Origin of the sequence: Thalassospira profundimaris (genome assembly GCF_003326755.1) — a bacterium.
GTDB classification, from domain to species: Bacteria; Pseudomonadota; Alphaproteobacteria; order Rhodospirillales; family Thalassospiraceae; genus Thalassospira; species Thalassospira profundimaris_B.
Genome location: NZ_JPWH01000003.1, coordinates 250,746 through 274,255, shown reverse-complemented (window position 1 = coordinate 274,255; position 23,510 = coordinate 250,746). Strand labels below are relative to the sequence as shown.

Here is a 23,510-nt window from a genome sequence, read left to right as displayed (position 1 = left end):
GATGAATCTCCGGTTTTCCCACTCCCGGATAGAATCTTTTACCATAAAGAAGAAACAACCAACGCTTCCAATATTGTATATTTTATTCCTTATTCAAAATGTATTCAAGTTTTTGTATTGCAACGCGCTTCAGTTGTTCCGGATTACGCGACACCGGCCCCGCAACCGTAACCTCTTTTCCCGTTACGGAATCAATGGCAGTACAGCGAAGGTATTGGCCTACCTGCTTGAATTCTATGTAAATTTCGCGGTTTTTAGATGAAGCTGGTGCCATGACTGAATGTGGTACCCTTGTTTATTCCCGCCTTCAGGAATGCGTAAAAGTCGGTATGGAAACCAGAATACTACCAAACCTGCCGAATCTGGATACAAAAAATGCGAAGGACCGAAATCCCTCGCATGACATAATAGTGGATTATGCTGTCCAGGGTCAAAACTGCCTTACGAAGTTTCGTTATTCCCCATCGAGCATTTTGACAATTGCCGAAAAATCGCGACCGCCGTTACCACCTGCGCTATACATCGCATACAGGCTTTCGGCCAGTGCCCCCATCGGGGTGGTTGCATTTGCCGATGCCGACGCTTGTTGCGCCAGTTTCAAGTCCTTTAGCATCATATCAACAGCAAAACCCGGCTGATAATCCCGGTTGGCGGGGGATGCAGGCACCGGCCCGGGAACCGGACAATAACTGGTCAGCGACCAGCACTGGCCAGATGCCTTGGACGAAATATCAAACAGTTTCTGGGCATCGACCCCAAGCCGCTTTGCCAGCATAAACGCCTCGGAGACCGCAATCATGCTGACACCGAGGATCATGTTGTTGCAAATCTTGGCCGCCTGCCCGGCCCCGCTATCACCCGCATGAATAATGTTGCTGCCCATTGCCTGCAAAATCGGCTCTGCTGCTGCAAATGCTTCTGCTTCGCCGCCGACCATAAAGGTCAGGGTCCCCGCTGTTGCCCCGGCAACTCCGCCAGATATGGGGGCATCAACCGCCCGCATTCCCTTTTGTTTGGCCAGTTCTGCGGCCTTGCGCGCGGCATCAACTTCGATGGTGGAGCTGTCAATCATCAGCGTACCGGGTGCCGCATTGTTCAACAGTCCGTCTGCCCCGTCATAAACTGCCAGCACATGTTTCCCAGCCGGAAGAACCGTGACGATTGCTTCGACATCACCAGCGACATCCGCCAGAGATGCGCTGGCGGTCGCGCCAATATCCACCGCTGCCTTTACTGCCTCGGCCGACAGATCAAAAACCTTAACTTCATGTCCGGCTCGGACAAGGTTGGCAGCCATCGGACCGCCCATATTGCCCAAACCGACAAAACCAATCTTTGCCATTTCTAACGTCTCCTCTGATGGTCCGGTAGATACCGGTTTTATTTGTTCATCACATACAGGCGCGAATACGCGTGACCTGAACGGTATTATAACAACCTATATCGTCAATTCTTTTGCCGCGGGCAAAGGGGCAAAAAACGCATCCACATCACGCGGATCAACCTGGCCAACATCTCCCTGAGCCCAGTGCGGCTCATGATCCTTGTCCACGATGACAGCCCGAACACCTTCAAACAAATCAGGTTTTTCAACCATATGCTGGCTAAGGCGAAACTCCATCTTCAGGTCCTCGGTCAGATCAAGTTTTGCCCCGTGACGGATCTGCTTAAACGTAACCGCCAAGGCCATTGGTGATTTTGATTTTAGCATTTTCAGTGTTTTAACTGAAAATTCTGATCCAGATTCTTCAAGTTTACGGAAAACATCAATCAAGGTTTCAGCAGAAAAGACAGCGTCAATCTCCGGCCGAACATTTTCCAGATCAGCCTGTCCATGATCGTGGAAATAGGCTGCCAGTATCTTTTCCACCTGCTGACATACAGCTTCATATTCCGTGCCATCTGCATGAAAATCAGCCGTTGCCAGCACCTTTTTGAGTGATGGAATATCCGTACTTTGCGCCCCATGCGTTGCTATGCCCGTATAAAGGCAATCGGCCGCTGCCAAGCGCGCGCCTGTCAACCCAAGATACATGCCTGTTTCACCCGGGCAGCGCGGCAGGAAATATCCCCCCCCCACATCGGGGAAAAAGCCGATACCGGTTTCGGGCATGGCAAACATGGTTTTTTCTGTCACAACCCGATAGCGACCATGAACCGATACCCCAACACCACCGCCCATTGTGATGCCGTCCAGCAAGGCAATACAGGGCTTGGGATACACCGACATATAGTGATTTAGCCGATATTCCCGGCGGTAAAAGGCATCAAGCAATTCGGGCTTGTTCTGCATGCGGGCATCATAAAGCCCCCGAATATCGCCGCCCGCGCAAAACGCCTTTTCCCCGACCCCTTCTATGGTAAGCACAGCAATGGCATCGTCATGTTCCCAAAGACGCATTTGATGGTGTATCGCATCCACCATCGGCAGGGTCAGCGCATTTAGGGCTTTGGGCCGGTTCAAATGGATTTCACCCACCGCACCATTGACGACAAATTCGACACCAACATCGTTCATATCCGGGGCTCCTGGACGTTCAAGGCGAGCACTGATCAATCACGCAAAGCAGCACGCGCGATGATAACCCGCATAATTTCGTTTGTACCTTCAAGGATTTGGTGCACACGCAGATCGCGTAGCAGCCGTTCAACGGGATATTCCCGAATATAACCATAACCACCGTGCAATTGCAGTGCATCATTGCAAACAGAAAATGCAATATCGGTCGCATACCGTTTGGCCATCGCGCAGAACTGTGTGGCATCATGATCCTGCGCGTCAAGCTTGCAGGCGGCCTTGTGCAGCAACAAACGCGCAGCTTCCAGTTCCGTCACCATATCAGCATATTTGAATTGCAGAGCCTGAAACGCTTCCAGGGGTTTGCCAAACTGTTTACGCACCCGCATATGATCGCGCGCATGTTCCATCGCGGCCCGGGCGCCACCAATCGAACAGGCGGCAATATTCAGTCGCCCGCCATCCAAACCTTTCATGGCGAATTTGAAACCGTCCCCTTCGGCACCCAGAAGGTTTTCCGCCGGTATTTTGCAGTCACTGAAAATAACCGCCGACGTTGGCTGACTGTGCCACCCCATCTTTTCTTCGAGCTTGCCAAATGACAGCCCCGGCGCATCCCTGGGGACAATAAATGTGGAAATTCCGGAGGGGCTGTCATCGCCGGTGCGTGCCATGACAATATAGATGTCACTGCGCGACCCACCGGAGATAAAGGCCTTTTCCCCGTTCAACACATAATGATCACCCTCGCGCACCGCACGCGTGCGAAGTGAAGCAGCATCCGAACCAGCACCTGGCTCAGTCAGACAGTAACTGGCAAAATGGGCCATACTGGTCAGTTTCGGCAGGAAGGTCTGACGCTGCGTTTCGGTGCCGAATCTGTCAATCATCCAGCAGGCCATGTTATGAATCGACAGATAAGCCGCCGTTGATGGACAAGCTGTTGCCAGTTCCTCGAATATAAGTGCGGCATCGAGGCGCCCCAATCCGGCACCGCCGACATCATCGCGAGTATATATCGCGGCAAAGCCCAGTTCGGCCGCAGCGCGCAATGTCTCTTCGGGGAAAATATGTTCTGCATCCCATTGTGCAGCATGAGGCGCCATTTCACCTGCTGCAAAATCGCGGGCGGCTTGCTGAAATGCCTGTTGGTCTTCTGAAAGGACAAATTCCATTGGATGTTCCTCGTCCGGACGTATCGTTTCCCTTTACGTAAACGTGAATAATGCCGGATGTCAAATAATTCGGCATAACAATACCAAAATACGACAATGAACGGATCAGGGATAACCAGTACCTGCCCGGCCGGATGTCGCGCGCACCTTGTCGATATGGAATTAATATGTCTTACTGCGACCCAACGTGGAAAAACTGCAACAGGGAAACGGAAATGACCGACAGTAAAAACCCGGAAACAATTGTCCTGCACGCTGGCTATCGTGCCGACCCGACCACTGGTTCGGTCGCCGTGCCAATTTATCAGACAACCAGCTATCAGTTTCGCGATACGCAGCACGCCGCTGACCTGTTTGCCTTAAAAGAACTGGGCAACATATACACACGGCTGATGAACCCGACCAATGATGTCCTCGAACAGCGCATCACTGCCCTTGAAGGCGGTGCGGCCGCGGTTGCGGTGGCCTCGGGCCAGTCGGCAACGACATTTGCAATCCTGAACATCGCTCAGGCTGGCGACAATATTGTCAGTTCAACCGACCTTTATGGCGGAACCTGGAATCTGTTTGCCAATACATTCAAACAAATGGGCATTGAGGTCCGTTTTGCCGACCCGTCCGACCCGGAAAACTTCCGCAAACTGGCCGACGACAAAACCCGCGCCTTCTATGCCGAAACCCTGCCCAATCCGAAACTGCAGGTTTTCCCGCTGCGCGAAGTCGCCGACATTGGCGACGAACTTGGTATTCCGCTGGTTGTCGATAATACAGCGGCCCCCGTGCTGTGCCGCCCCATCGAACATGGTGCCGCCATTGTCATGTATTCGACGACCAAGTTTATTGCCGGTCACGGCACTTCGGTGGGGGGAGTCGTTGTTGATTCCGGTCGTTTCGATTGGGAAAAACACGCAAAACGCTTCCCGCTTCTGAACCAGCCGGATCCCAGCTATCATGGTGCTGTATGGACCGAAGCTGTCAAACCGATCGGCCCGGTGGCCTATGCCATCAAACTGCGCTGCACGCTTTTGCGTGACCTGGGCGCGGCGGCTTCGCCGCTCAGTTCATTCCAGATCATTCAGGGCATGGAAACCCTGCCCCTGCGTATGGAACGTCATTGCGAAAATGCCAACAAGGTTGCCGCATTCCTGAAAGACCACCCAAAGGTCGCCAAGGTCATTCATCCCAGCCTGCAGGAAGGGGAAACCCGTCGTCGTGCGGATACCTATCTGAAGGGTGGTTTGGGGTCTCTTTTAGGGTTCGAACTTAAGGAAGGACGTGCGGCAGGTGAAAAATTCATCAACAGCCTGAAGCTGTTTTATCATGTCGCCAATATTGGCGACACACGCTCTCTTGCCATTCATCCGGCCACAACAACCCATTCCCAGCTTTCGCAATCCGAGCTGGCCGCATCGGGTGTCAGCGAGAGTTATGTCCGCCTGTCAATCGGGATCGAACATATCGACGACATCCTCGCAGACCTCAAACAGGCACTTGATGCCAGTTAACCATCAGACATTCTGACAATCATTCGCCTCACATAACCGGTCATGCTTTGCGTGGCCGGTTTTTGTTTGACCGTGAAGCATCTGGCCTATAAACATGCAATAAATGCAAAACGTGCAAAATAGGCAAAATCATGTCGAGCGTCGAAAACCGTCACCGCGAGATTACATCCTTACTCAAGCAATATGGCACCGTTCATATTCATGATCTGGCAGAGCGCCTGCACACCTCGCTCGACACCATTCGCCGTGATTTGCGTCAGTTGGAGCAACAGGGCGATTTACGACGCATCCACGGAGGTGCCATTTTACCTGCCACGGGGGACGGCAGTTATCAGGAACGCAGCCAGGAAATCCGCCCGGAGCGGACAACAATTGCCCGTTATGTCGCCCAAAATCATATACCCGATGACGCCATCGTCTTTCTCGATAGCGGGACAACGGTGCTGGAGGTGGCACGAAACCTCAAACCATCCTTTCATGGGAGCGCGATTGTTCTAAATCCTGCTGCCGCGGTCATTCTTGCAGACCACCCGAATGCAAACGTAATCATGGTTGGCGGCAAAATCCTGAAAAAGGAAATGGTCGTATCCGGAGCAGGAACGGTTGATGAAATCCGGCATTATCACGCCGATATTTGCATTCTTGGAACCTGCGCCATCCATCCTGAATTAGGTGTCAGCACGCAAAATATCGACGAAAAAGCCAGCAAATCCGCAATGATTGCCCAGTCATCCGATGTAATTGCGATTGCAACGGTCGACAAACTTGAAACCCGAATGCCCTATAAAGTGTGCGACACAAATGCAGTAAGCAGACTTGTGACCGGACGCAAGTTATCTGAAAGCTATTTATCAAATTATCGCAATCAAGGCCTTGAGGTTATTCAGATATGAGCAAACCGTCATTCGCAATATCTGATACGGAAAAACGCCGCGCCCATCATCATAGCCGTGGCATCTTTTTTATTCACGGAGCTGGTTTTGCCAGCTGGGTTCCGCATATCCCGCTGGTTCAGGAACAGCTTTCGCTTAATCATGAGCGTTTGGGCATTGCGTTGTTGGCAGCGGCCATTGGCGTTATTGCCGCCATGCCCTTTGCAGGCCGATTTGCCGATATATTTGGTTCCCGTTATGTCGTAAAGATTGCGGGCCTGTTTTTCTTTCCCGCACTTGCGGTTCCGATTTTCATGCCATCCTTTCTGTTCCTTGCACTGTCGCTGTTTTTTATGGGTTTTAGTGCGGCGATGATGGATATCGCCATGAACGCAAATGGTGTGAGCCTGGAACGCGCCCGCCAGAGAAGTATTCTCTCGGGCCTGCATGGTTTCTGGAGCCTTGGCGGCTTTACCGGGGCCGGATTTGCAACATTATGGTTCGCCCTGCCCCTGTCAAAAACTATCCATCTTCCCTTCAGTGTCGCGATATTGCTTGTCGCACACTGGTATCTGCAAAATGGTCTGATTGAAGACCATCCAAAATCGGCCACGCGTTCCCCCTCCTCCTCCCGGACGGCATCCGGGAAAAATGCCAACCTGAAAAAGGAAACGGATAAATCCATTTTCTGGGTGCTGCTTCCTTTCGGGACATGCGCTTTTATCGGTCAGTTTGGCGAAGGTGTTATAACAGACTGGGTTACGGTTCTGATGATCGACACACTTGGCAGTACCGCCGCCGTTGCCGCAGCCGGTTTTGCGTTATATTCGGCTGCAATGGCACTCACCCGCCTGAGCGGGGACTGGCTGGTCATGCGGTTTGGACGCCCCACGATTTTGCTCACAAGCTGTGTATTGGCGACATCGGGATACCTGATCATCGCTGTGTCCCCACATTATATTCTCTCCTGGATCGGCTGTTTTGTGGCGGGCATAGGGCTTGCTGTGATCCTGCCGCTGCTCATTTCCGCCGCTGCCAATAGTACGGGCAGAAGTGGTGGCACGGTTGTCGCGACGATTGCAGCAACTGGTTATACCGCCCTGATGGCCGGGCCGCCCTTTATCGGGGCAATCGCCGAACGCTATGGGCTGGTGAACGCCTTTTTAATGACGGCATCCTTCCTGACCCTTATCATTCCGGTATATCTGACCAGCATGCGGCAACGGTTAAAAACTGTCCGCAATAGTTGAACAATTGATCATTGTGGCGCATAAAACTGCTTCCACGCCACCATCTACACCTGCGCGAAAGAGCAAGATCATGTCCCATCCTGTCAGTTACGGCACCTTCCCCCGCACACGCCTGCGTCGTCCCCGCATGACCGACTGGTCACGCCGCATGGTTGCCGAAACCCGTCTGAGTGTTGATGACCTTATTCTGCCGGTTTTTGTCATTGCGGGAAAAAACGAACGGGTTGCTATTCCGTCGATGCCTGGCGTTGAACGCCAAAGCATCGATATATTGGTCGAAACCGCCCGTCACGCCGAAAAGCTGGGTATTCCGGCCCTGGCACTGTTTCCTTATATCGATCCGGCATTAAAAACGCCCGATGCCAGCGAAGCCTACAACCCGAACAACGTTGTGTGTGATGCTATCAAGGCCATAAAGGATGCCTGCCCCAACCTTGGCATCATTGCTGACGTCGCCCTGGACCCGTTTAATTCCAACGGACAGGACGGCGTGGTCGTCGATGGTGAAATCTTGAATGACGAAACAACCGAGGCTTTGGTCCGTCAGGCCCTGGTTCAGGCGCAGGCCGGGTGCGATATTGTCGCCCCATCCGATATGATGGACGGTCGCATTGCCGCCATTCGCGACATGCTGGAAACAGAAAACCTCAAAAAAGTGCAGATCATGGCCTATGCGGCCAAATATGCGTCTTCCTTTTACGGTCCGTTCCGCGATGCCATTGGTTCGGCCAGCGCCTTGGGCAAAGCAGACAAGAAAACCTATCAGCTTGACCCGGCCAATAGTGACGAAGCATTACGCGAAGTAGCCTACGACCTGGAAGAAGGTGCAGATTCCGTTATTATCAAGCCGGGCCTGCCCTATCTTGATATTGTCCGTCGGGTGCGTGATACATTCGGCGTGCCGGTATTTGCCTATCAAATTTCCGGTGAATATACCATGCTGCGCGCAGCAGGAGACCAGGGCTGGCTGAATTATCTCGCCTGTGCCACCGAAACCCTGGCCTGCTTCAAGCGCGCCGGCGCATCCGGTATTCTGACTTACAGCGCAATTGATGTTGCCGAATATATCAGTTAGGCCACTGTAAAACCGACAGAAATACAGAAAAAGGGGTGCAGCACGGGCATCCCTTTTTTATTGGCAATGCCGGATTATTCCAGCCCGGCGCCGATGGCAGGTGCCCTAAAATGGGGCCAGAAACCTGCACGGTCATATAATCCGGCCAGATCATCATAGCCGTCTAAAAATCCCCCTCGCGTGACCAGTAGTGTTTTGATTCCGGCGGCCAATCCGCCCAAAATATCGGTATGCAAGGTATCACCAACCATCAGAACACGCTGCGGGTCAATATCGGGGTATCGTTGCAAAATATCGTCAAAGACTTCACGGTAAGGTTTGCCAACACATTCTGGCATCACGCCACAGGCATCCGCCGCCAAATGGGCAAAATAACCAGACTCTACCGATAAGAAATCTCCCATTGGTGCACATATATCCGGATTACCCACCAAAATTGGGCGTGGATTATTTGCCAGGTTTGTTTCCAGCCTTCGCTGACGCTTCTCATTCCAGGCATCGGAATCAATCAGGACAAAACCTTCTGCCGTGTCATAATCGCTATCATCATCCCCCAAAAACCACGCCTGCCCCGGCAACTGATCAATCGGCCAGTGTGCTGGTGCCATCACCCCCCACCGGGTCACGTCAGAATGGCGTTTCATCATCGGCACAATATATTTTGCGCTGCTGACAAGGGATTCAAGCGAGAAGTCAAATCCCCGATTTCGATGTCGCTCAATAATTGCCGCAGGCGCATTCGATGCGTCATTGGTAATAATTGCCAGCTCAACATCTTGCGCCCTTAATGACGATATGGCCTGCAAGGCGCCCGGTATCGCTTCTGCACCGGAATTCAGAACCCCAAAGGCATCAAAGATAATGAGGTCAAACTGATCTGCAATCGCCAGAATGTTGGCAACATCACATGTTTCTGCGGGCAATTGCCCTGGTGCAAGCCCTGGCATTCTGTCTGCGTATTTCAAGTAAGCCGCAATGGCACTTTCACGATCTAGCGCAGGTCTGGCACCTGTCATCAAGCATTCCCTTTCCTATTTCCTGTTCTGAAAAAACTACCGACGAACCACCCGAGTCCCAGGTCGATTCTCGTGTTTTTTGATCAGCAGTCCGCCTTTATCACGGTGAGGCGCATCATCAGTGCCTGTAAAAAAGCAGAAAATCAATAAGCCACAAAACTTTAAACCAGAGCGCAAATTGACCCTCAGGTGGGAAATATCAATACATTAAAAATTTGGGTAATTTTATTAGTCATGCGTCTTACGCATGTCGATAAAATCGGCAATTTTTCAAATCCAAGAGGTAATCTGATTAAATTTTGGACATTTGCTCAAATTCTGCACTTTATCTGGTCCTGATCTGCAAAAAACGCAATGGTTAAACGCCGCCTCCGAGCTTATCTTCCAAATCAACAGATAACAGCAATCACGACCGACACGGAAATCTCTTTGAAGGTTCCTGTCGCCCTGATTGCAAGAGCAGACCGACACGTCGAACCATTCAGTATGCCGTCAGGCATCACAGGGGTCACATGCCGGTTCCTTGAATGAAGTTTCCGACGCTGTCGGACGGTTTGAAATAGGTGATAAAATGATCCTGACCAAAATTTTTGCTTACCTGCGTGCCCTGCGTATTCAGTACCAGACCCAGAATGCTCTTTCCAAACTTGACCAGCGTGAACTGGCTGACATCGGCCTGAACCGCGATCAGATCGAAGATGTTGCACATCGTGTTGCCTTTGGTCACTAAGATTTGGAAATCTTTCCGGTCTGCCCAAACAAAAAAAGCTCCGTGCGTTGAACCCGCCGGAGCTTTTTTGCTGCCCGCCTTATGAGACAGGATGATTAGGCAAACAAAGCACGGTAGTCCTCGCGCAGGATATTTTTCTGCACTTTCCCCATTGTGTTGCGCGGCAGTTCTGCCAGAAAAATCACTTTCTTTGGAACCTTAAAATTCGCCATTAGTGATTTGATATATCTAATAATATCTTCTTCCGAAATATGTGAATTCCCAGTGCGAACGACAACAGCGACAACGGCCTCGCCAAAATCGGGATGCGGCACACCAATGACCGCACTTTCCAGGACACCATCCATTTTGTCGATCTCGGTTTCAATTTCCTTGGGATAAATGTTGAACCCGCCCGAAATCACCAAATCCTTTGCCCGCCCGACAATATGGACATAGCCCTTCTGATCAATCAGCGCGATATCGCCGGTAATAAAAAAACCATCATCGCGAAACTCCTCGCGTGTTTTTTCCGGCATCTTCCAATAACCGGAAAAACGTTTGGGCCACGTGCTTCCAGCACCCCGACCTCACCTTTCGGCAGAACATTGCCATCCGCATCGCATACCCGAACTTCGACATCCGGTAAGGCTGGCCCGACCGTGTGAATAATACGTTCACCGTGTAACGGGTTTGATGTCGCCATACCCATTTCCGTCATGCCATAACGTTCCAGCAAATAATGGCCTGTGCGCTGGTGAAATGCGGAAAATGTTTCGGGCAAAAGCGGGGCTGAACCGGAAATGAACAGGCGCATATTTGAAACCAGACTGGCCGAAAAATCCTCGCCCGCAAGCAACCGCACATAAAATGTCGGTACGCCCATCATAACCGTTGCCCGCGGCAACGCCTTGATCACCTGATCGCGATCAAATTTCGGCAAAAAGATCATGTCTGCACCAGACATCAGGACGCAGTGACAGGCAATGAACAGGCCGTGGGTATGAAAAATCGGCAAGGCGTGCAGCAACGTATCGCTGGCTGTGAAACCCCATAAATCAACCAGGGTTTGCCCGTTTGACCACAGATTCATCTGGGTCATCATCGCACCCTTGGGTTTGCCGGTGGTGCCCGAAGTATACAAAATGGCCGCCAGATCATCATCTGCACAGGCAACCGGGGTAAAATCATCCACCTGACTGGCTGCGGCATCAACAATGCTCCCCCTGCCATCGCCATCCAGGGTAAAAACCGCACAACCATCATGGCCCTGAACAATCGTGTCCATGTCAGCTTTGCCCGACGGCTGACAAACGATCACAGCCGGAGACGCATCTTCGATAAAGTACGACAGCTCATGAGCTTGATACGCGGTATTTAACGGCAAATATACCAGGCCCGCCCGGATACAACCCAAATATAAAAACAGGGCCGCGGGCGATTTTTCCACCTGAACGGCAATACGATCGCCTTTTTGCGCCCCGGCCTGCACCAGCGCATTGGCATAACGCGCCGACCATTCGTCCGCGTCGCGATATGTCAAACAATTGCCATCGGGTGCTTCGATCAGGGTTTTATCCAGATTGCCTGGAAAACAGGCCCTTATGCGCATAAAAAGACTGGTGGTCACGACATTTCCCCTATTGGATCGGTTAACGGGCCGTGCCATAGCACAGCCCGTTTTGAGCAAACCTAATACAGGAAAATAAAATTTGCAATTCGGTACGGCTTTACCGGGTTAGCAAATAAGGCATATTATAACCAGGTTTGGCCTTCCATATTAACCAACCTGGGGAAACTCGCCGTCAATGTAAGGGAAAGCTTCCCCGACTGTGACCAGTAATTCCGGGAAGAAGCCGTTAAAATGGGTTGCCAGCGCATTGGAATAGGCGCCGATATGGCCAAATTCGATCCAGTCCCCTTCGCGAATATCAGCAGGCAAAGTCACCGTTTGTGGTAAAACATCCATGTTATCGCAGGTCGGTCCATAAATGGTGAATTCCAGAGTTTCTTCGGGGTCGAAATCCCCGCCGATACGCATGGGACGGACCGGATAGCGCAAATTCCCCGTCACCGCCTCGGACAGGCTGCCATAAATACCATCATTAATGAAAAGCTGATCTTCCTTGCGCAATTGAATTTGCGTAACCAGCGAAACCCCACTTGAAACCAGGGCACGCCCCGGTTCACACATAAAGGTAATATCGGGCATATCAAGCCAGCGAATGCAATCCTTGATTTCATCCATAAAAACCTCAAGGCCCGGGCCGCGCTGGTTCATATATTGTCCCGGGAAGCCACCACCGACATCGATGGAATGAATTTTCACGCCCGAAAAATCAATCACCTGTCGGATCAGCTCGATGGCAATACGATAGCCATTCGGACTGGTGCATTGTGACCCAACATGGAAGCAAAGCCCGGACTTATATCCATATCCGTCCACTTTCTTGAGGAGTTCTGCCGCTGTCATCGGACGGGCACCAAATTTTGCCGACAGGTTATAAGCAGCGCCAGCAGGCGGTGTTGCCAGACGCACATGGATCACCAAATCCGGGTCTTCATCCGTCTCGCGACGAATCTTGTCAAGTTCGTCTTCGGTATCGATCACGAAATGGCGAATGCCAAAGACGCGATGTGCACTACGAATGGCATCCCGGCTTTTGACGGGGTGCATGAAATAAGCGTCCATTCCGGGAAACTGGCGCCGAACCAGCGCAATTTCATCGGGAGATGCCGTATCAAAATGGCGCACCCCTCCTTCATGCAAATACCGCATAATTTCAGGATGCGGGTTGCATTTCACCGCATACATTACTTTGCCCGGAAACATTTCAACAAAACGACTAGCTGTGTCGCGCAATATGTCCGGGCGCAAACAATAAACCGGATAAGACGGTTTGAGTTCCTTGACGACGTCATAAGTCGTATCAAAATGGCGTGGCATCGCTGGCTCCGAACATTCCAAAAAGTGATTTAAAGCTAAACGCCAGTAACAACAGGCTGTTCCGGCAAATTTATCAATACCGGGTACCCTAGCAAGCAAGCGGCAAAATGTCATGGCGCAACAGCGGCAAAAGGGTTGCAATAATTCGACCCTCCCTTTAATTTGGTAAAACAATACCGAATAACCAGTTAATCCGTTACGCTGTAATGGCATCTTAGATGACGGGTAAAATCAGGGAGGCTTGTGTGCCTGTTGAAATGGAATTGGACCCATTCGTTCTGGCGAAATCGTTATCTGGCGTTCATCTTATTGATGGTGAATTTGTTGCGCCGGTTAACGGCAAAACATTTGATGTGTTAAACCCCGCGACCGGCAAATCGATCGGCCAGGCGGCGGAAGGCGACAAGGATGATGTTGATCACGCTGTAATGGTTGCCAAAGCGGCCCAAAAATCCTGGGCGGAGCGCCCTGCCCGCGAACGCGGTAAACTTGTTGCGGAATGCGGTCGCGTTCTTAACCAGCATGTCGATGAACTGGGCAAACTGATCGCGCTTGAATCAGGCAAGGCCCTGCGCACGGAAAGCCGGGTTGAAGCATCAGTATTGGCTGACATGTTCGTGTTTTATGGTGGCCTGGCATCGGAACTGAAGGGTGAAACTGTCCCTTTCAACCCGAATATGATGACAATGACCACCCGCGAACCAGTGGGCGTTGTTGGGGCGATCATTCCCTGGAACGTGCCACTTTTGCTAATGGCGATCAAAGTCGCGCCAGCCCTCGTTGCCGGTAACAGCGTTGTCGTAAAATCGGCCGAAGATACGCCCTTTACCGTGCTTCGCGTGTGCCAGATCATGCAGCAGATTTTGCCCAAAGGGGTGTTGAATATCCTTTCCGGCTTTGGTCCTGGCTGTGGTGGTCCACTTGTCGAACACAAGGATGTCAAGAAGGTTTCCTTTACCGGGTCCGTTGAAACCGGCCGTACTGTTTACCGCGCCGCAGCGGAAAAATTGATTCCGGTAACGCTGGAACTGGGCGGTAAATCACCGATGATTGTGATGGATGATGCCGACCTTGAAAAGGCCGTTGCCGGGGCCATTGGTGGCATGCGGTTTACCCGCCAGGGGCAAAGCTGCACGGCATCATCGCGCATCCTGGTGCATGAAAAACTGCATGACGAATTTGTCAGCCGCCTGAAAGACCGCGTCAATGCCCTAAAAATGGGCAACCCGCTTGATGAAAGCACCGATATTGGCACCATCATTAACGCCAAACAGCGTGCCAAAGTGTGCAAATATATTGAACTCGGCAGCGAGGAAGGTGCCACAAAACATGAATTAAGCGCCCTGCCCGATGATCCGGAACTGGCAGACGGCCAATATGTCCGCCCGGTGATTTTCACCGATGTTAAACCAGATTCCCGCATTGCCCGTGAGGAAATCTTTGGCCCGGTCGCCTGCGTGTTCAAGTTCAAGACTTTTGAAGAAGCCCTTGAACTTGCAAATGATAGTGACTTTGGCCTGGCGGCAACTGTCTGGACAACCAACCTTAAAACAGCCCTGGTTGCGACCAAGCGCCTTGAGGCCGGCTTTGTACAGGTCAACCAGAACCTCGTGGTTCAGCCCAACCTTTCCTATGGTGGCATCAAACTCTCTGGGTTGGGGCGTGAGGCATCGCTTGAAAGCATGCTGGAGCACTTTACCCACAAGAAAACCATTATCCTGAACATGGAATAAGGGAAAAACCGCCAGTTATTTTCCCACCGGGTTGCATTGCGAAATATGCAACCCGGATTTTTTCCATGTTCCCTTGACCTCGACTGTCCGATCCGTAAAAGTGCGTTTATTCGCGCTTAAAGTTCTGAAAGTATCTGGCTCATGTCTAATGGTTCCGACACCAAACTGTCGCCCTGTTCCCTCACCTGTTTTGCAGGCGTGGCTGACATGATGCCAATTATTTGCGCCATTTCCATTCGGCGAATGTGAACCCTGTCATCTGCGGATGACAGGTCTGGTGTATTCATCAATCCAATCCCTACATTCACATTTGCAGTTACTGCCGTGATGACAGGCAGAACGTCAAGGAGTCTGGAAATGACTGTTTCCTATCATGATATTGTCCGCGCCTCCCGCCTGCTTGAAGGCATCGTTGCCCGAACACCACTGGTAAAATCACAAACGCTGTCAAAAATTTGCCAGGCGGATGTTTATCTGAAGCTTGAAAACCTGCAATATACCGCATCCTTCAAGGAACGTGGCGCCTATGTCAAACTGGCCAGCCTGACACCTGAAGAACGCGCCTGCGGTGTTATTGCCGTATCTGCTGGCAACCATGCGCAAGGTGTTGCCTATAATGCCAAACGCCTTGGCATTCCCGCCACCATCGTTATGCCGGAAAACACCCCTTACACCAAGGTACGCCATACTCGTTCGCATGGTGCGGAAGTAGTCCTCAAGGGGGCGGTTCTGGCCGACTCCATGCAGGCAGCACAGGAAATTCAGCAAGAACGCGGCCTTACATTTGTTCACCCCTTTGATGACGAACATATTATTGCAGGTCAGGGGACCGTTGGTCTGGAAATTTTGAATGACGGTGCTGATTTTGACACCGTCATCGTTCCGGTTGGCGGTGGAGGGCTGGCATCCGGTATTGCAACTGCCATCAAGGCACGGCGGCCCGATATTGATGTTATTGGCGTTGAAACCAGACTGTATCCATCAATGTATGAAGGCATACACGACAAGGAATTTTCCGGCGGTGGCGTCACCATTGCCGAAGGCATTGCTGTTAAACAACCCGGTGGCAAAACCCTGGAAATCTGTCGGGAATTGCTTGATGACGTTCTGTTGGTAGAAGAATCTGCTATCGAACGGGCCATCCAGATGCTGATTGAAATTGAAAAAACCGTTGTCGAAGGGGCCGGTGCAGCCCCTCTTGCCGCCCTGCTTGATCACCCCGAACGGTTTAGCGGCAAAAAGGTTTGCCTGATCATCAGCGGTGGCAATATTGACAGTCGCCTTTTGGCACAGGTTTTGATGCGCGGTATGGCGCGCGAGGGCCGGTTGGTCCGTATTCGTATCGAAATTCCTGACGTGCCTGGCGCGCTGGCACGTATCAGCACCCTTATCGGCAATGCCGAGGCCAACATCATCGAAGTTTATCATCAACGATATTTTTATGATATTCCGGCAAAACAGACCGATGTTGATATGGTCCTTGAGGTACGCGACACAACACATGCCCTGCAGGTTGTCGATTACCTGAAAGAAAATGGATATGGCGGACGTTTGCTGGGTAACACCTCGCTGGATTGATCGCCCAATCACCGCAGGGCGTAGCGCATCGGGAGTTTTAGCGGTACGCCCCTTTTTTAGTGAGATCGGAAATATGTCAGTCCCGGTCCAGGCGGGCATAGGCACCGCCGTAATACAACAAAGGATCACCGGTTTCTCCCAGTTCAACAGCATTGACCTGCCCGACAATGATGCTGTGATCCCCGCCATCGTGGATGGCATGTCGAACACAGGAAAAAGTCGAAATGTTCCCTAACAAAACCGGCATACCGTGACCATTATCTGTAAAACGGGTGTCTTCCCAGCGATCATCAATCGGCGCAGCAAAGCGTTCGGCCAGTTCTTTCTGCGAATTGCGCAAAACATTGATGCAAAAATGCTTCACGTCACCTGTAAAAACATCATGCGTCGCCGCACTGCGCGCGACGGAAAACAGCACCAGTGGTGGCTCCAGCGATACAGAAGAAAACGAATTGATCGTAATCCCGACCTTCTGTCCATCCGTATCACGGCTGGTGACAACGGCAACACCAGTCGCAAACTGGCCAAGGCAATCCCGGAAATGACGTGACGAGAAGGACATATTCAAATTACAGCTTTCATTGTTCGATGCGTAAGGCAAAATTTGCGTGAAGCCACAGGAAAATGGCGACAAATTTAAAAACTGTCAAATACTGACATAAAACGATTTGCAAACAGTATGTTATTAACAAAACCAACTAATTGTATCATAGCTGATAAGACTTTTGTACAAAGGCTCATCGTAACGTTTGAAGAATGTTTTACCTGCATGGACAAGACCACCCTGTTTGCAGGCACAAGGGGTATTAGATGTTTCTAATCATTGGCTATGTGATTGTGATTGGCGCAGTCCTGGGGGGATACCTACCGCACGGCAAGTTCAGCGTCCTCATACAGCCCTTTGAAATCGTCATCATCTTCGGCGCAGCTTTCGGTACGTTCCTGATCGCCAACCCGATGAGCGTTCTCAAGCGCAGCGTTTCCTATACCATTCGCGCGATGAAGGGGGCCAAAAAGAAGCCAGCCTATCTGGAACTTCTTGTGTGTCTTTATGCGGTCTTTCGGCTGGCAAAATCCAAAGGCGACCTTGCCCTTGAAAGTCACGTTGAAAACCCCGAAAGTTCGGCCCTGTTTAACAACTTTCCCGGCGTCACGGCGGACCATCATGCACTTGAATTTTTGTGTGACTATCTTCGTCTGTTAACCCTTGGCACCACAAATGCCTATGAACTTGAAGCCGTTATTGACCAGGAACTTGAAGCCCATCACGAAGAAGACAACGTGGTGCCAGATGCCATTCAGGCGGTTGGCGACGCCCTGCCCGGCCTTGGTATCGTGGCCGCCGTGCTGGGGGTTATCAACACAATGGGATCGGTTACGGAACCCCCTGAAATCCTTGGCGAAATGATTGGTGCCGCACTTGTCGGGACATTCCTGGGTATTTTGGCATCCTACGGTTTTGTGGGCCCGACATCGGCCATTATCAAAAAAACACTTGAACAGGATGCCAAGTTCTATGTTTGCATGAAAGCAGCCCTGATCGGTCATATGCAGGGCTATGCCCCGCAGGTTTCCGTCGAATTCGCCCGCAAAATTCTGCCTCCGGAAATTCGTCCCAGCTTCAAGGAACTTGATGACGCCATTCAGAATGCACCAAGTGTTTAACCCTGAATAACCTATTTATGCCCTAAGGTGATGCTTGCTTTTGTGCCAGGATTAACAGTCTGAAATGCCCGATATCGTAATAAAAAAAGTCAAAAAAGGCGGACATGGCGGCCATCACGGCGGATCGTGGAAAGTTGCCTATGCTGACTTTGTCACGGCCATGATGGCTTTCTTCCTGTTACTTTGGTTGCTTGGCAGTTCGACAGACGAACAGCTAAAGGGCATTTCAAACTATTTCGCACCGGAATCAATCTCGCAAAGTGAATCGGGTGCTGGCGGACTGCTGGCTGGCACCAAACTGGCTGATTCAGGCACAATGCGTTCAGAAAACGGCGCCCCGGTCATTCAGATGGATATTCCGCCAACCCCTGATGCAACAACGGTCCAAAACCAGGCCAAAGGGGAAACCGACGCTGAGAAAGCGGCCAGGGAAGCTGCGGCCAACGAGAAAAAGGAGTTTGACAAGGCCGCCCAGGATTTGAAGGAGGCAATGGAAAAGTCTCCGGAACTTAAGGAGTTGTCAAAAAACCTGTTGGTTGAACAAACGGATGAAGGCCTGCGTATTCAGATTATCGACAAAGATGGTACATCGATGTTCCCCAGCGGAAGTGCCGACTTGCGCGACCACACACGCCTGCTTCTGAAACAGGTCGCAACCGCCATCAAAGACATGCCGCAAAAAATCGCGATCGAAGGCCATACCGATTCAGTCCCCTATTCGCATTCTGATGGAACCTACAGCAACTGGGAACTTTCAGCAGATCGTGCCTTGGCCACCCGTCGGGAATTACAATCGGATGGTTTGCCTGACGACCGGTTTGGCAAAGTTTCGGGTGTGGCCGATACGGTTCCATTCATTAAGGATGACCCCAAAGACGAGCGCAACCGGCGTATCAGCATTACACTTTTGCGCGGCACCGGAAAACAACCAGAAAAACCGGATGACACACAAAAAACAGATGATGCAGCACCGCAATCCAGCCTGTTTGCCCCACGCGACCGTGATAACAATACAGAGACCCCGGCGATTGATCCCGATGCCCCGGTTCGCAGACCGACATTTTCTGTTCCCTCACGCAACTGATTGATCCGTAAAGATCATCGCCGCGGATAACGGAGAAAGTGTATTCTGCAGGGATTTGCCACCTTTAAGGTCGTCTCTGCCGTAACATATTATTCAACAGCGACTTTAAAGTTTGCCTCCGGATAACTACACTAGTTTAATAAGGTAAATCTCAAAGGCACGGACATCCATTCGCCATGACGGTCAACCAGCGTCGTCAGACACAACATTATTTCATTACGGCCCCCATGCCCTGCCCCTATTTGCCGGGCCGGTTTGAGCGCAAACTGGTGACGGAACTTCGTGGTCCCGAGGCCAACAATATCCATAATGTGTTATCGCGTGCCGGCTTCCGGCGCAGTCATTCGATTGCCTATTTGCCGGCATGCTCGGAATGTGATGCCTGCATTCCCGTTCGGGTAAACGCCAAAGATTTCAAAGACAGCAGAAATTTCCGCCGAAACCGCGCGACAAATGCGGATCTGACACGGCAAATATTTGCAGCATCGGCTACCCAGGAACAATTCCGCCTGTTTTCCGATTATCAGGCCGCCCGCCACGGCGATGGCGACATGGCCCGTATGGATGCCCGGGATTATCGGGCGATGATGGAGGATACGACGGTTGAAACCTCCATCTTTGAATATCGAAACGCCGATAACCGGCTCATTGCGGTTGCGCTGGTGGATGGGCTTTCCGATGGGCTTTCTGCCGTCTATAGCTTCTTTGATCCCAGGGAAGAGCGCAGAAGTCTCGGCACTTATATCGTTCTTGATCTGGTCGCCGAAGCAGCACGAATGAACTTGCCCTTTGTCTATCTCGGCTACTGGGTTCGTGACTGCCGCAAAATGTCCTACAAGACACGCTTTAAACCCCTGGAATATTTTCGGGAAGGGCAATGGGTTCAGCATACCCCGGATGAAGATGCAAATCCCTCCGATTAATCGAAATAATCAGCCAAAGTTTAACCCAAGGTGCTGATCGGCAGTTGCCTCCTATCCATAACGACTATAATCTTTCACCACAGGGCGAGGAAAACGCTTTGTAGAAGAAGAAATTAGTTCTTGTTTGCTGGGAGGCTACAAACAATGAAACGTCGTCAATTCCTGAGTGGTGCCGCTCTTGCCGGTGCCAGTGCTGCTGTTGCATCTGCATTTCCCAAACCTGCAATCGCCCAAAATATCCGTGAATGGCGGATGGTAACAACCTGGCCAAAGAACTTTCCCGGCCTTGGCACAGGTGCAAACCTGCTTGCGGAATATATTAACAAGGCATCTGACGGCAGGATGAAAGTCACCGTTTACGGCGCGGGCGAAATCGTTCCAGCCTTTGAGGCCATCGATGCCGTAGGTAATGGTACGGTGGAAATGGGCCACGGGGCCCCTTATTACTGGAAAGGCAAAGTAGCCGCCGCGCAATATCTTGCCGCCATGCCCTTTGGGCTAACCGCACAGGAACAGAATGCCTGGTTTCAATACGGGGGCGGACAGGAAATTGCTGACAAAATCTATGCAAAGCTGAATTGCAAATTCTTCCCGTCCGGCAATACCGGGACGCAAATGGGGGGCTGGTTTAACAAGGAAATGAATACCATTGACGACTTTAAAGGTCTGAAAATGCGTATTCCTGGCCTGGGCGGCGAAGTCATTCAGGCAGCGGGTGGCAATGTGGTTAATCTGCCAGGTGGCGAAATTCCACCTGCCCTGCAATCCGGGGCCATTGATGCCACTGAATGGGTTGGTCCCTATAATGATCTGGCATTCGGTCTCTATAAATCTGCCAAATATTATTATTATCCCGGCTGGCACGAACCGGCCACAACGCTTGAAAACTTCATTAATCTCAGTGCCTGGAATGACCTGCCCGATGATCTTAAAGCCATTGTCGAACAGGCAAACCGTGCCACCAACCAGATGGTTCTGTCGGAATTTGTCGCCCGCAACAACCAGGCGCTCAAGACCCTACAAGAAAAACACAATGTTGATGTTCGTCCTTTCTCCGATGATATTCTGACCAATCTTGGGAATCTGTCGGGCAAAGTACTGCGTGATCTGGTCGCATCAGACCCGCTGTCACAGGAAGTATTTGACAGCCTTGTTGCCTTTCGCGAACAGGCCGCTTCCTGGGCCAAATATTCTGAACTGGCCTTCATGCAGGCACGTACCCTGCCCTTCAAATACTGATCGACGATCGAATTATCTGATCGATATGCTTTGGGGGCCGACACATCGTGTCGGCCCTTCTTTTATGCCCGATATAGAGAAAAGGGCCGGATAACCGACCCTGATCATTATATATCAGCATCTGACATGCTTAATTTAGCAACACCTTGGGAAGCCAGGTTGCCAGTTCCGGGAACATTGCCAACAAGACAAGGGCAAGGACCTGGATCAGAACAAAGGGAACAATACCGCGATAAATATCCCATGTCTTAATCGAGGGCGGCGCAACACCGCGCAGATAAAACAGGGCAAAACCGAAGGGCGGTGTCAAAAAGCTGGTCTGCAGGTTGATGGCAATCATGATGCCCAACCAAACCGGACTGATATCCATTTTCAGCAAGATCGGCCCGACAATCGGCACCACCACAAACACGATCTCGATGAAGTCGAGGAAAAAACCCATGACGAACATCAGGGTCATAACAACCAGCATTGCACCGAACAGGCCACCGGGCATGTTATGGAGCAGTTCCTCGACCAGATGATCCCCACCAAGTCCCCGGAACACCAGCGAGAAGATCGAGGCACCCAGCAAAATGATAAAGACCATCGAGCTGATTTGCACCGTTTGGCTCATGACATGGCGCAAAACGGCGAGATCAAGCCGACGGTAACATGCGGCCAAAATCATGGAGCCCACACTGCCAAATGCTGCCGATTCAGTCGGTGTGGCAATCCCGGTCAGGATCGAACCAAGAACAGCGACAATCAGCAATGCCGGCGGCACCAATGCGCGCATGACTTCACCCAACAGGCCTTCGGGGCGTTTGTCTTCCACCAGGGCGGGTGCCGATTTGGGATCAATAAAGGACTGGATAATCACCCAGCCAATATACATTCCAACAAGCAACATGCCGGGAATAAACGCCCCGACAAACAGGTCAATTACGGAAACAGGTTCCGGTGCCCAATTGCCCAGCGAACGCTGGGCTTCGGCATAAGCACCCTGCAAAATATCGCCCAGCAACACCAGAACGATAGACGGCGGAATAATCTGCCCCAAGGTGCCCGATGCGCAAATAACACCGGTCGAAAGACGCGGGCTATAACCTGCCTTTTGCATCGCAGGCAAGCTCAGCAGCCCCATCGTCACAACCGTCGCCCCGACAATACCGGTCGATGCAGCCAGCAACATGCCAACAATAACCACCGAAATACCCAAACCGGCACGACGCTTGCCAAACAGCAGGCCCATTGTCAGCAGCAGTTTTTCGGCAATACGGGCACGTTCAAGCATCACGCCCATGAAGACGAATAACGGAATGGCGACATAAAGTTCGTTGCTCATCACCCCGAAATAGCGCGACGGTAGCGAGCCCAACAATGGCATGTCGAAGACGCCCATTGAATGGCCGATCAGGGCAAATGCCAGACCTGTACCACCGAGCGAAAACGCCACCGGAAAACCAAACAGCAGGACGCCACACGCCACTGCAAACATTAAAAGGCTTAATACTTCCCCCGACATCAAACGCCCTCGTGCTCTTCTTCGTTGGTTTCAAATTCACGATGGCCTGTCAGCACCAAAATACTGCGAGCCGCCAGAGAAAGCCCCTGAAGCCCCATCAGGACGCAAAATACTAGAATCACTGATTTAAATAAGAACAGACCCGGCAGGCCCCCGGTTTCCTGAGAACCTTCAAGCCGTTTCCAACTGGTGATCACATAGGGATAACTATAAATGAAGACCAGAACCAAGACGGGTAAAAGCAGAAAAACCGTGCCGATCAAATCCACCCATGCCTTATAGCGCGCAGATGCCGGGCGATAAAAAACATCGACCCGAACATGCCCGCCATGCAGCAACGTGTAGCCAGCACCCAACATAAAAATAATGCCGTAAAGCCATAAATAGCTTTCCTGCATTGAGACCCAGCCAACCGAAAACCCGTAGCGCAATGTTGCGACGAGAAAGGTGATTACCACCAACGGAATGGTCAGCCACGCCACGCCACGGCCGATCGCGTCATTGAGACTGTCAATCAGCCGCACAAAACGTGCCAAAAAATACATGTTTCCTCCCTCACCCGAAATCTCTTGTCGCTGGTTTCCGTCTTTCCCGGTCCCCGGCGGAGCAAAGTTACAAATATATAGCCTAAAACACCATGTTTTTTGCGACTTTTGGTCTCGTTAACTTTTAAAAATCAAAAAAACGGCACGATGAAAATCTGTTCAAGGTGGA

23 protein-coding genes are annotated in these 23,510 nt (G+C 51.4%); 11 read left to right on the top strand and 12 right to left on the bottom strand.

What is annotated here, in order from left to right; all coding sequences use genetic code 11:
• Positions 1 to 82 precede the first annotated feature (82 nt).
• From TH25_RS25685 to TH25_RS05815, 4 genes are all read right to left on the bottom strand, one after another.
• On the bottom strand, positions 83 to 274 hold the full coding sequence (locus TH25_RS25685) for a DUF6898 family protein (RefSeq protein ID WP_114087481.1): 192 nt from the start codon (positions 272 to 274) through the stop codon (positions 83 to 85).
• A 180-nt stretch (positions 275 to 454) separates the two neighbouring features.
• Entirely contained in the window at positions 455 to 1,342 is an 888-nt protein-coding gene (gene mmsB / locus TH25_RS05825; protein ID WP_114087480.1) for a 3-hydroxyisobutyrate dehydrogenase, read from the bottom strand.
• Positions 1,343 to 1,438: 96 nt separating this feature from the next.
• Positions 1,439 to 2,518, bottom strand: coding sequence for an enoyl-CoA hydratase/isomerase family protein (locus tag TH25_RS05820; protein WP_114087479.1), 1,080 nt, complete (start codon positions 2,516 to 2,518; stop codon positions 1,439 to 1,441).
• Between the two features lie 35 nt (positions 2,519 to 2,553).
• Positions 2,554 to 3,693: an acyl-CoA dehydrogenase family protein gene (locus TH25_RS05815; RefSeq protein WP_114087478.1), complete on the bottom strand. Its 1,140-nt coding sequence runs from the start codon at positions 3,691 to 3,693 to the stop codon at positions 2,554 to 2,556.
• A 215-nt stretch (positions 3,694 to 3,908) separates the two neighbouring features.
• On the opposite strand from TH25_RS05815, the gene TH25_RS05810 reads away from it, so the two are divergent.
• The 4 genes from TH25_RS05810 to hemB all read left to right on the top strand — a co-directional run bounded on the left by TH25_RS05810 (position 3,909) and on the right by hemB (position 8,395).
• Positions 3,909 to 5,198 (top strand): O-acetylhomoserine aminocarboxypropyltransferase/cysteine synthase family protein, encoded by a 1,290-nt coding sequence (locus tag TH25_RS05810; RefSeq protein WP_114087477.1) that lies wholly within the window; start codon positions 3,909 to 3,911, stop codon positions 5,196 to 5,198.
• Positions 5,199 to 5,329: 131 nt separating this feature from the next.
• Positions 5,330 to 6,091 (top strand): DeoR/GlpR family DNA-binding transcription regulator, encoded by a 762-nt coding sequence (locus TH25_RS05805; RefSeq protein ID WP_114087476.1) that lies wholly within the window; start codon positions 5,330 to 5,332, stop codon positions 6,089 to 6,091.
• Positions 6,088 to 7,320, top strand: a complete 1,233-nt coding sequence (locus tag TH25_RS05800) for an MFS transporter (protein WP_114087475.1) — start codon at positions 6,088 to 6,090, stop codon at positions 7,318 to 7,320. The genes TH25_RS05805 and TH25_RS05800 overlap by 4 nt, the downstream gene beginning before the upstream one ends.
• A gap of 70 nt (positions 7,321 to 7,390) precedes the next feature.
• On the top strand, positions 7,391 to 8,395 hold the full coding sequence (hemB, locus tag TH25_RS05795) for a porphobilinogen synthase (protein WP_114087474.1): 1,005 nt from the start codon (positions 7,391 to 7,393) through the stop codon (positions 8,393 to 8,395).
• Between the two features lie 74 nt (positions 8,396 to 8,469).
• Here hemB and TH25_RS05790 read toward each other — a convergent pair whose 3' ends face one another.
• A complete protein-coding gene (locus TH25_RS05790; RefSeq protein ID WP_114087473.1) occupies positions 8,470 to 9,411 on the bottom strand; it encodes an HAD-IIA family hydrolase in 942 nt (313 codons plus the stop codon).
• A gap of 571 nt (positions 9,412 to 9,982) precedes the next feature.
• Here TH25_RS05790 and TH25_RS05785 point away from each other — a divergent pair.
• Entirely contained in the window at positions 9,983 to 10,141 is a 159-nt protein-coding gene (locus TH25_RS05785; protein ID WP_143181969.1) for a DUF1127 domain-containing protein, read from the top strand.
• Between the two features lie 95 nt (positions 10,142 to 10,236).
• Here TH25_RS05785 and TH25_RS25680 read toward each other — a convergent pair whose 3' ends face one another.
• From TH25_RS25680 to TH25_RS05775, 3 genes are all read right to left on the bottom strand, one after another.
• Entirely contained in the window at positions 10,237 to 10,659 is a 423-nt protein-coding gene (locus TH25_RS25680; protein ID WP_404969414.1) for an AMP-binding enzyme, read from the bottom strand.
• Positions 10,593 to 11,750, bottom strand: a complete 1,158-nt coding sequence (locus TH25_RS05780; protein ID WP_404969413.1) for an AMP-binding protein — start codon at positions 11,748 to 11,750, stop codon at positions 10,593 to 10,595. Before TH25_RS05780 ends, TH25_RS25680 begins: the two co-directional genes overlap by 67 nt.
• Before the next feature lie 150 nt (positions 11,751 to 11,900).
• Complete coding sequence (locus TH25_RS05775; RefSeq protein ID WP_114087472.1) at positions 11,901 to 13,067, bottom strand: type III PLP-dependent enzyme; 1,167 nt, start codon at positions 13,065 to 13,067, stop codon at positions 11,901 to 11,903.
• A 257-nt stretch (positions 13,068 to 13,324) separates the two neighbouring features.
• Here TH25_RS05775 and TH25_RS05770 point away from each other — a divergent pair, with 257 nt between their 5' ends.
• Positions 13,325 to 14,800, top strand: a complete 1,476-nt coding sequence (locus TH25_RS05770; protein ID WP_404969416.1) for an aldehyde dehydrogenase family protein — start codon at positions 13,325 to 13,327, stop codon at positions 14,798 to 14,800.
• Positions 14,801 to 14,916: 116 nt separating this feature from the next.
• On the opposite strand, the gene TH25_RS25225 is transcribed toward TH25_RS05770, so the two are convergent.
• On the bottom strand, positions 14,917 to 15,087 hold the full coding sequence (locus tag TH25_RS25225) for a hypothetical protein (protein WP_220151347.1): 171 nt from the start codon (positions 15,085 to 15,087) through the stop codon (positions 14,917 to 14,919).
• 70 nt (positions 15,088 to 15,157) lie between these two features.
• Here TH25_RS25225 and TH25_RS05765 point away from each other — a divergent pair, with 70 nt between their 5' ends.
• Complete coding sequence (locus tag TH25_RS05765) at positions 15,158 to 16,378, top strand: threonine ammonia-lyase (RefSeq protein WP_114087470.1); 1,221 nt, start codon at positions 15,158 to 15,160, stop codon at positions 16,376 to 16,378.
• 76 nt (positions 16,379 to 16,454) lie between these two features.
• Here TH25_RS05765 and TH25_RS05760 read toward each other — a convergent pair whose 3' ends face one another.
• The gene (locus TH25_RS05760) at positions 16,455 to 16,940 is read right to left on the bottom strand and encodes a flavin reductase family protein (RefSeq protein ID WP_114087469.1); all 486 of its coding nucleotides are present in this window, start codon (positions 16,938 to 16,940) and stop codon (positions 16,455 to 16,457) included.
• A gap of 248 nt (positions 16,941 to 17,188) precedes the next feature.
• Between TH25_RS05760 and motA the strand changes: the two genes are divergently transcribed.
• The 4 genes from motA to TH25_RS05740 all read left to right on the top strand — a co-directional run bounded on the left by motA (position 17,189) and on the right by TH25_RS05740 (position 21,289).
• On the top strand, positions 17,189 to 18,043 hold the full coding sequence (gene motA, locus TH25_RS05755; RefSeq protein WP_114087468.1) for a flagellar motor stator protein MotA: 855 nt from the start codon (positions 17,189 to 17,191) through the stop codon (positions 18,041 to 18,043).
• 64 nt (positions 18,044 to 18,107) lie between these two features.
• A complete protein-coding gene (gene motB / locus TH25_RS05750) occupies positions 18,108 to 19,127 on the top strand; it encodes a flagellar motor protein MotB (RefSeq protein ID WP_114087467.1) in 1,020 nt (339 codons plus the stop codon).
• Positions 19,128 to 19,303: 176 nt separating this feature from the next.
• The gene (locus tag TH25_RS05745) at positions 19,304 to 20,050 is read left to right on the top strand and encodes an arginyltransferase (RefSeq protein ID WP_114087466.1); all 747 of its coding nucleotides are present in this window, start codon (positions 19,304 to 19,306) and stop codon (positions 20,048 to 20,050) included.
• A gap of 144 nt (positions 20,051 to 20,194) precedes the next feature.
• Positions 20,195 to 21,289, top strand: a complete 1,095-nt coding sequence (locus TH25_RS05740; protein WP_114087465.1) for a TRAP transporter substrate-binding protein — start codon at positions 20,195 to 20,197, stop codon at positions 21,287 to 21,289.
• A 130-nt stretch (positions 21,290 to 21,419) separates the two neighbouring features.
• Here TH25_RS05740 and TH25_RS05735 read toward each other — a convergent pair whose 3' ends face one another.
• A complete protein-coding gene (locus TH25_RS05735) occupies positions 21,420 to 22,796 on the bottom strand; it encodes a TRAP transporter large permease (protein ID WP_114087464.1) in 1,377 nt (458 codons plus the stop codon).
• Positions 22,796 to 23,341, bottom strand: coding sequence for a TRAP transporter small permease subunit (locus tag TH25_RS05730; RefSeq protein WP_114087463.1), 546 nt, complete (start codon positions 23,339 to 23,341; stop codon positions 22,796 to 22,798). The genes TH25_RS05735 and TH25_RS05730 overlap by 1 nt, the downstream gene beginning before the upstream one ends.
• Positions 23,342 to 23,510 lie beyond the last annotated feature (169 nt).

Coding starts and splice junctions, on each gene's coding strand:
- TH25_RS25685 (WP_114087481.1), bottom strand. CDS start 274: ATGGCACCAGCTTCATCTAAAAACCGCGAAATTTACATAGAATTCAAG.
- mmsB (WP_114087480.1), bottom strand. CDS start 1,342: ATGGCAAAGATTGGTTTTGTCGGTTTGGGCAATATGGGCGGTCCGATG.
- TH25_RS05820 (WP_114087479.1), bottom strand. CDS start 2,518: ATGAACGATGTTGGTGTCGAATTTGTCGTCAATGGTGCGGTGGGTGAA.
- TH25_RS05815 (WP_114087478.1), bottom strand. CDS start 3,693: ATGGAATTTGTCCTTTCAGAAGACCAACAGGCATTTCAGCAAGCCGCC.
- TH25_RS05810 (WP_114087477.1), top strand. CDS start 3,909: ATGACCGACAGTAAAAACCCGGAAACAATTGTCCTGCACGCTGGCTAT.
- TH25_RS05805 (WP_114087476.1), top strand. CDS start 5,330: ATGTCGAGCGTCGAAAACCGTCACCGCGAGATTACATCCTTACTCAAG.
- TH25_RS05800 (WP_114087475.1), top strand. CDS start 6,088: ATGAGCAAACCGTCATTCGCAATATCTGATACGGAAAAACGCCGCGCC.
- hemB (WP_114087474.1), top strand. CDS start 7,391: ATGTCCCATCCTGTCAGTTACGGCACCTTCCCCCGCACACGCCTGCGT.
- TH25_RS05790 (WP_114087473.1), bottom strand. CDS start 9,411: ATGACAGGTGCCAGACCTGCGCTAGATCGTGAAAGTGCCATTGCGGCT.
- TH25_RS05785 (WP_143181969.1), top strand. CDS start 9,983: ATGATCCTGACCAAAATTTTTGCTTACCTGCGTGCCCTGCGTATTCAG.
- TH25_RS25680 (WP_404969414.1), bottom strand. CDS start 10,659: ATGCCGGAAAAAACACGCGAGGAGTTTCGCGATGATGGTTTTTTTATT.
- TH25_RS05775 (WP_114087472.1), bottom strand. CDS start 13,067: ATGCCACGCCATTTTGATACGACTTATGACGTCGTCAAGGAACTCAAA.
- TH25_RS05770 (WP_404969416.1), top strand. CDS start 13,325: ATGGAATTGGACCCATTCGTTCTGGCGAAATCGTTATCTGGCGTTCAT.
- TH25_RS25225 (WP_220151347.1), bottom strand. CDS start 15,087: ATGAATACACCAGACCTGTCATCCGCAGATGACAGGGTTCACATTCGC.
- TH25_RS05765 (WP_114087470.1), top strand. CDS start 15,158: ATGACTGTTTCCTATCATGATATTGTCCGCGCCTCCCGCCTGCTTGAA.
- TH25_RS05760 (WP_114087469.1), bottom strand. CDS start 16,940: ATGTCCTTCTCGTCACGTCATTTCCGGGATTGCCTTGGCCAGTTTGCG.
- motA (WP_114087468.1), top strand. CDS start 17,189: ATGTTTCTAATCATTGGCTATGTGATTGTGATTGGCGCAGTCCTGGGG.
- motB (WP_114087467.1), top strand. CDS start 18,108: ATGCCCGATATCGTAATAAAAAAAGTCAAAAAAGGCGGACATGGCGGC.
- TH25_RS05745 (WP_114087466.1), top strand. CDS start 19,304: ATGACGGTCAACCAGCGTCGTCAGACACAACATTATTTCATTACGGCC.
- TH25_RS05740 (WP_114087465.1), top strand. CDS start 20,195: ATGAAACGTCGTCAATTCCTGAGTGGTGCCGCTCTTGCCGGTGCCAGT.
- TH25_RS05735 (WP_114087464.1), bottom strand. CDS start 22,796: ATGTCGGGGGAAGTATTAAGCCTTTTAATGTTTGCAGTGGCGTGTGGC.
- TH25_RS05730 (WP_114087463.1), bottom strand. CDS start 23,341: ATGTATTTTTTGGCACGTTTTGTGCGGCTGATTGACAGTCTCAATGAC.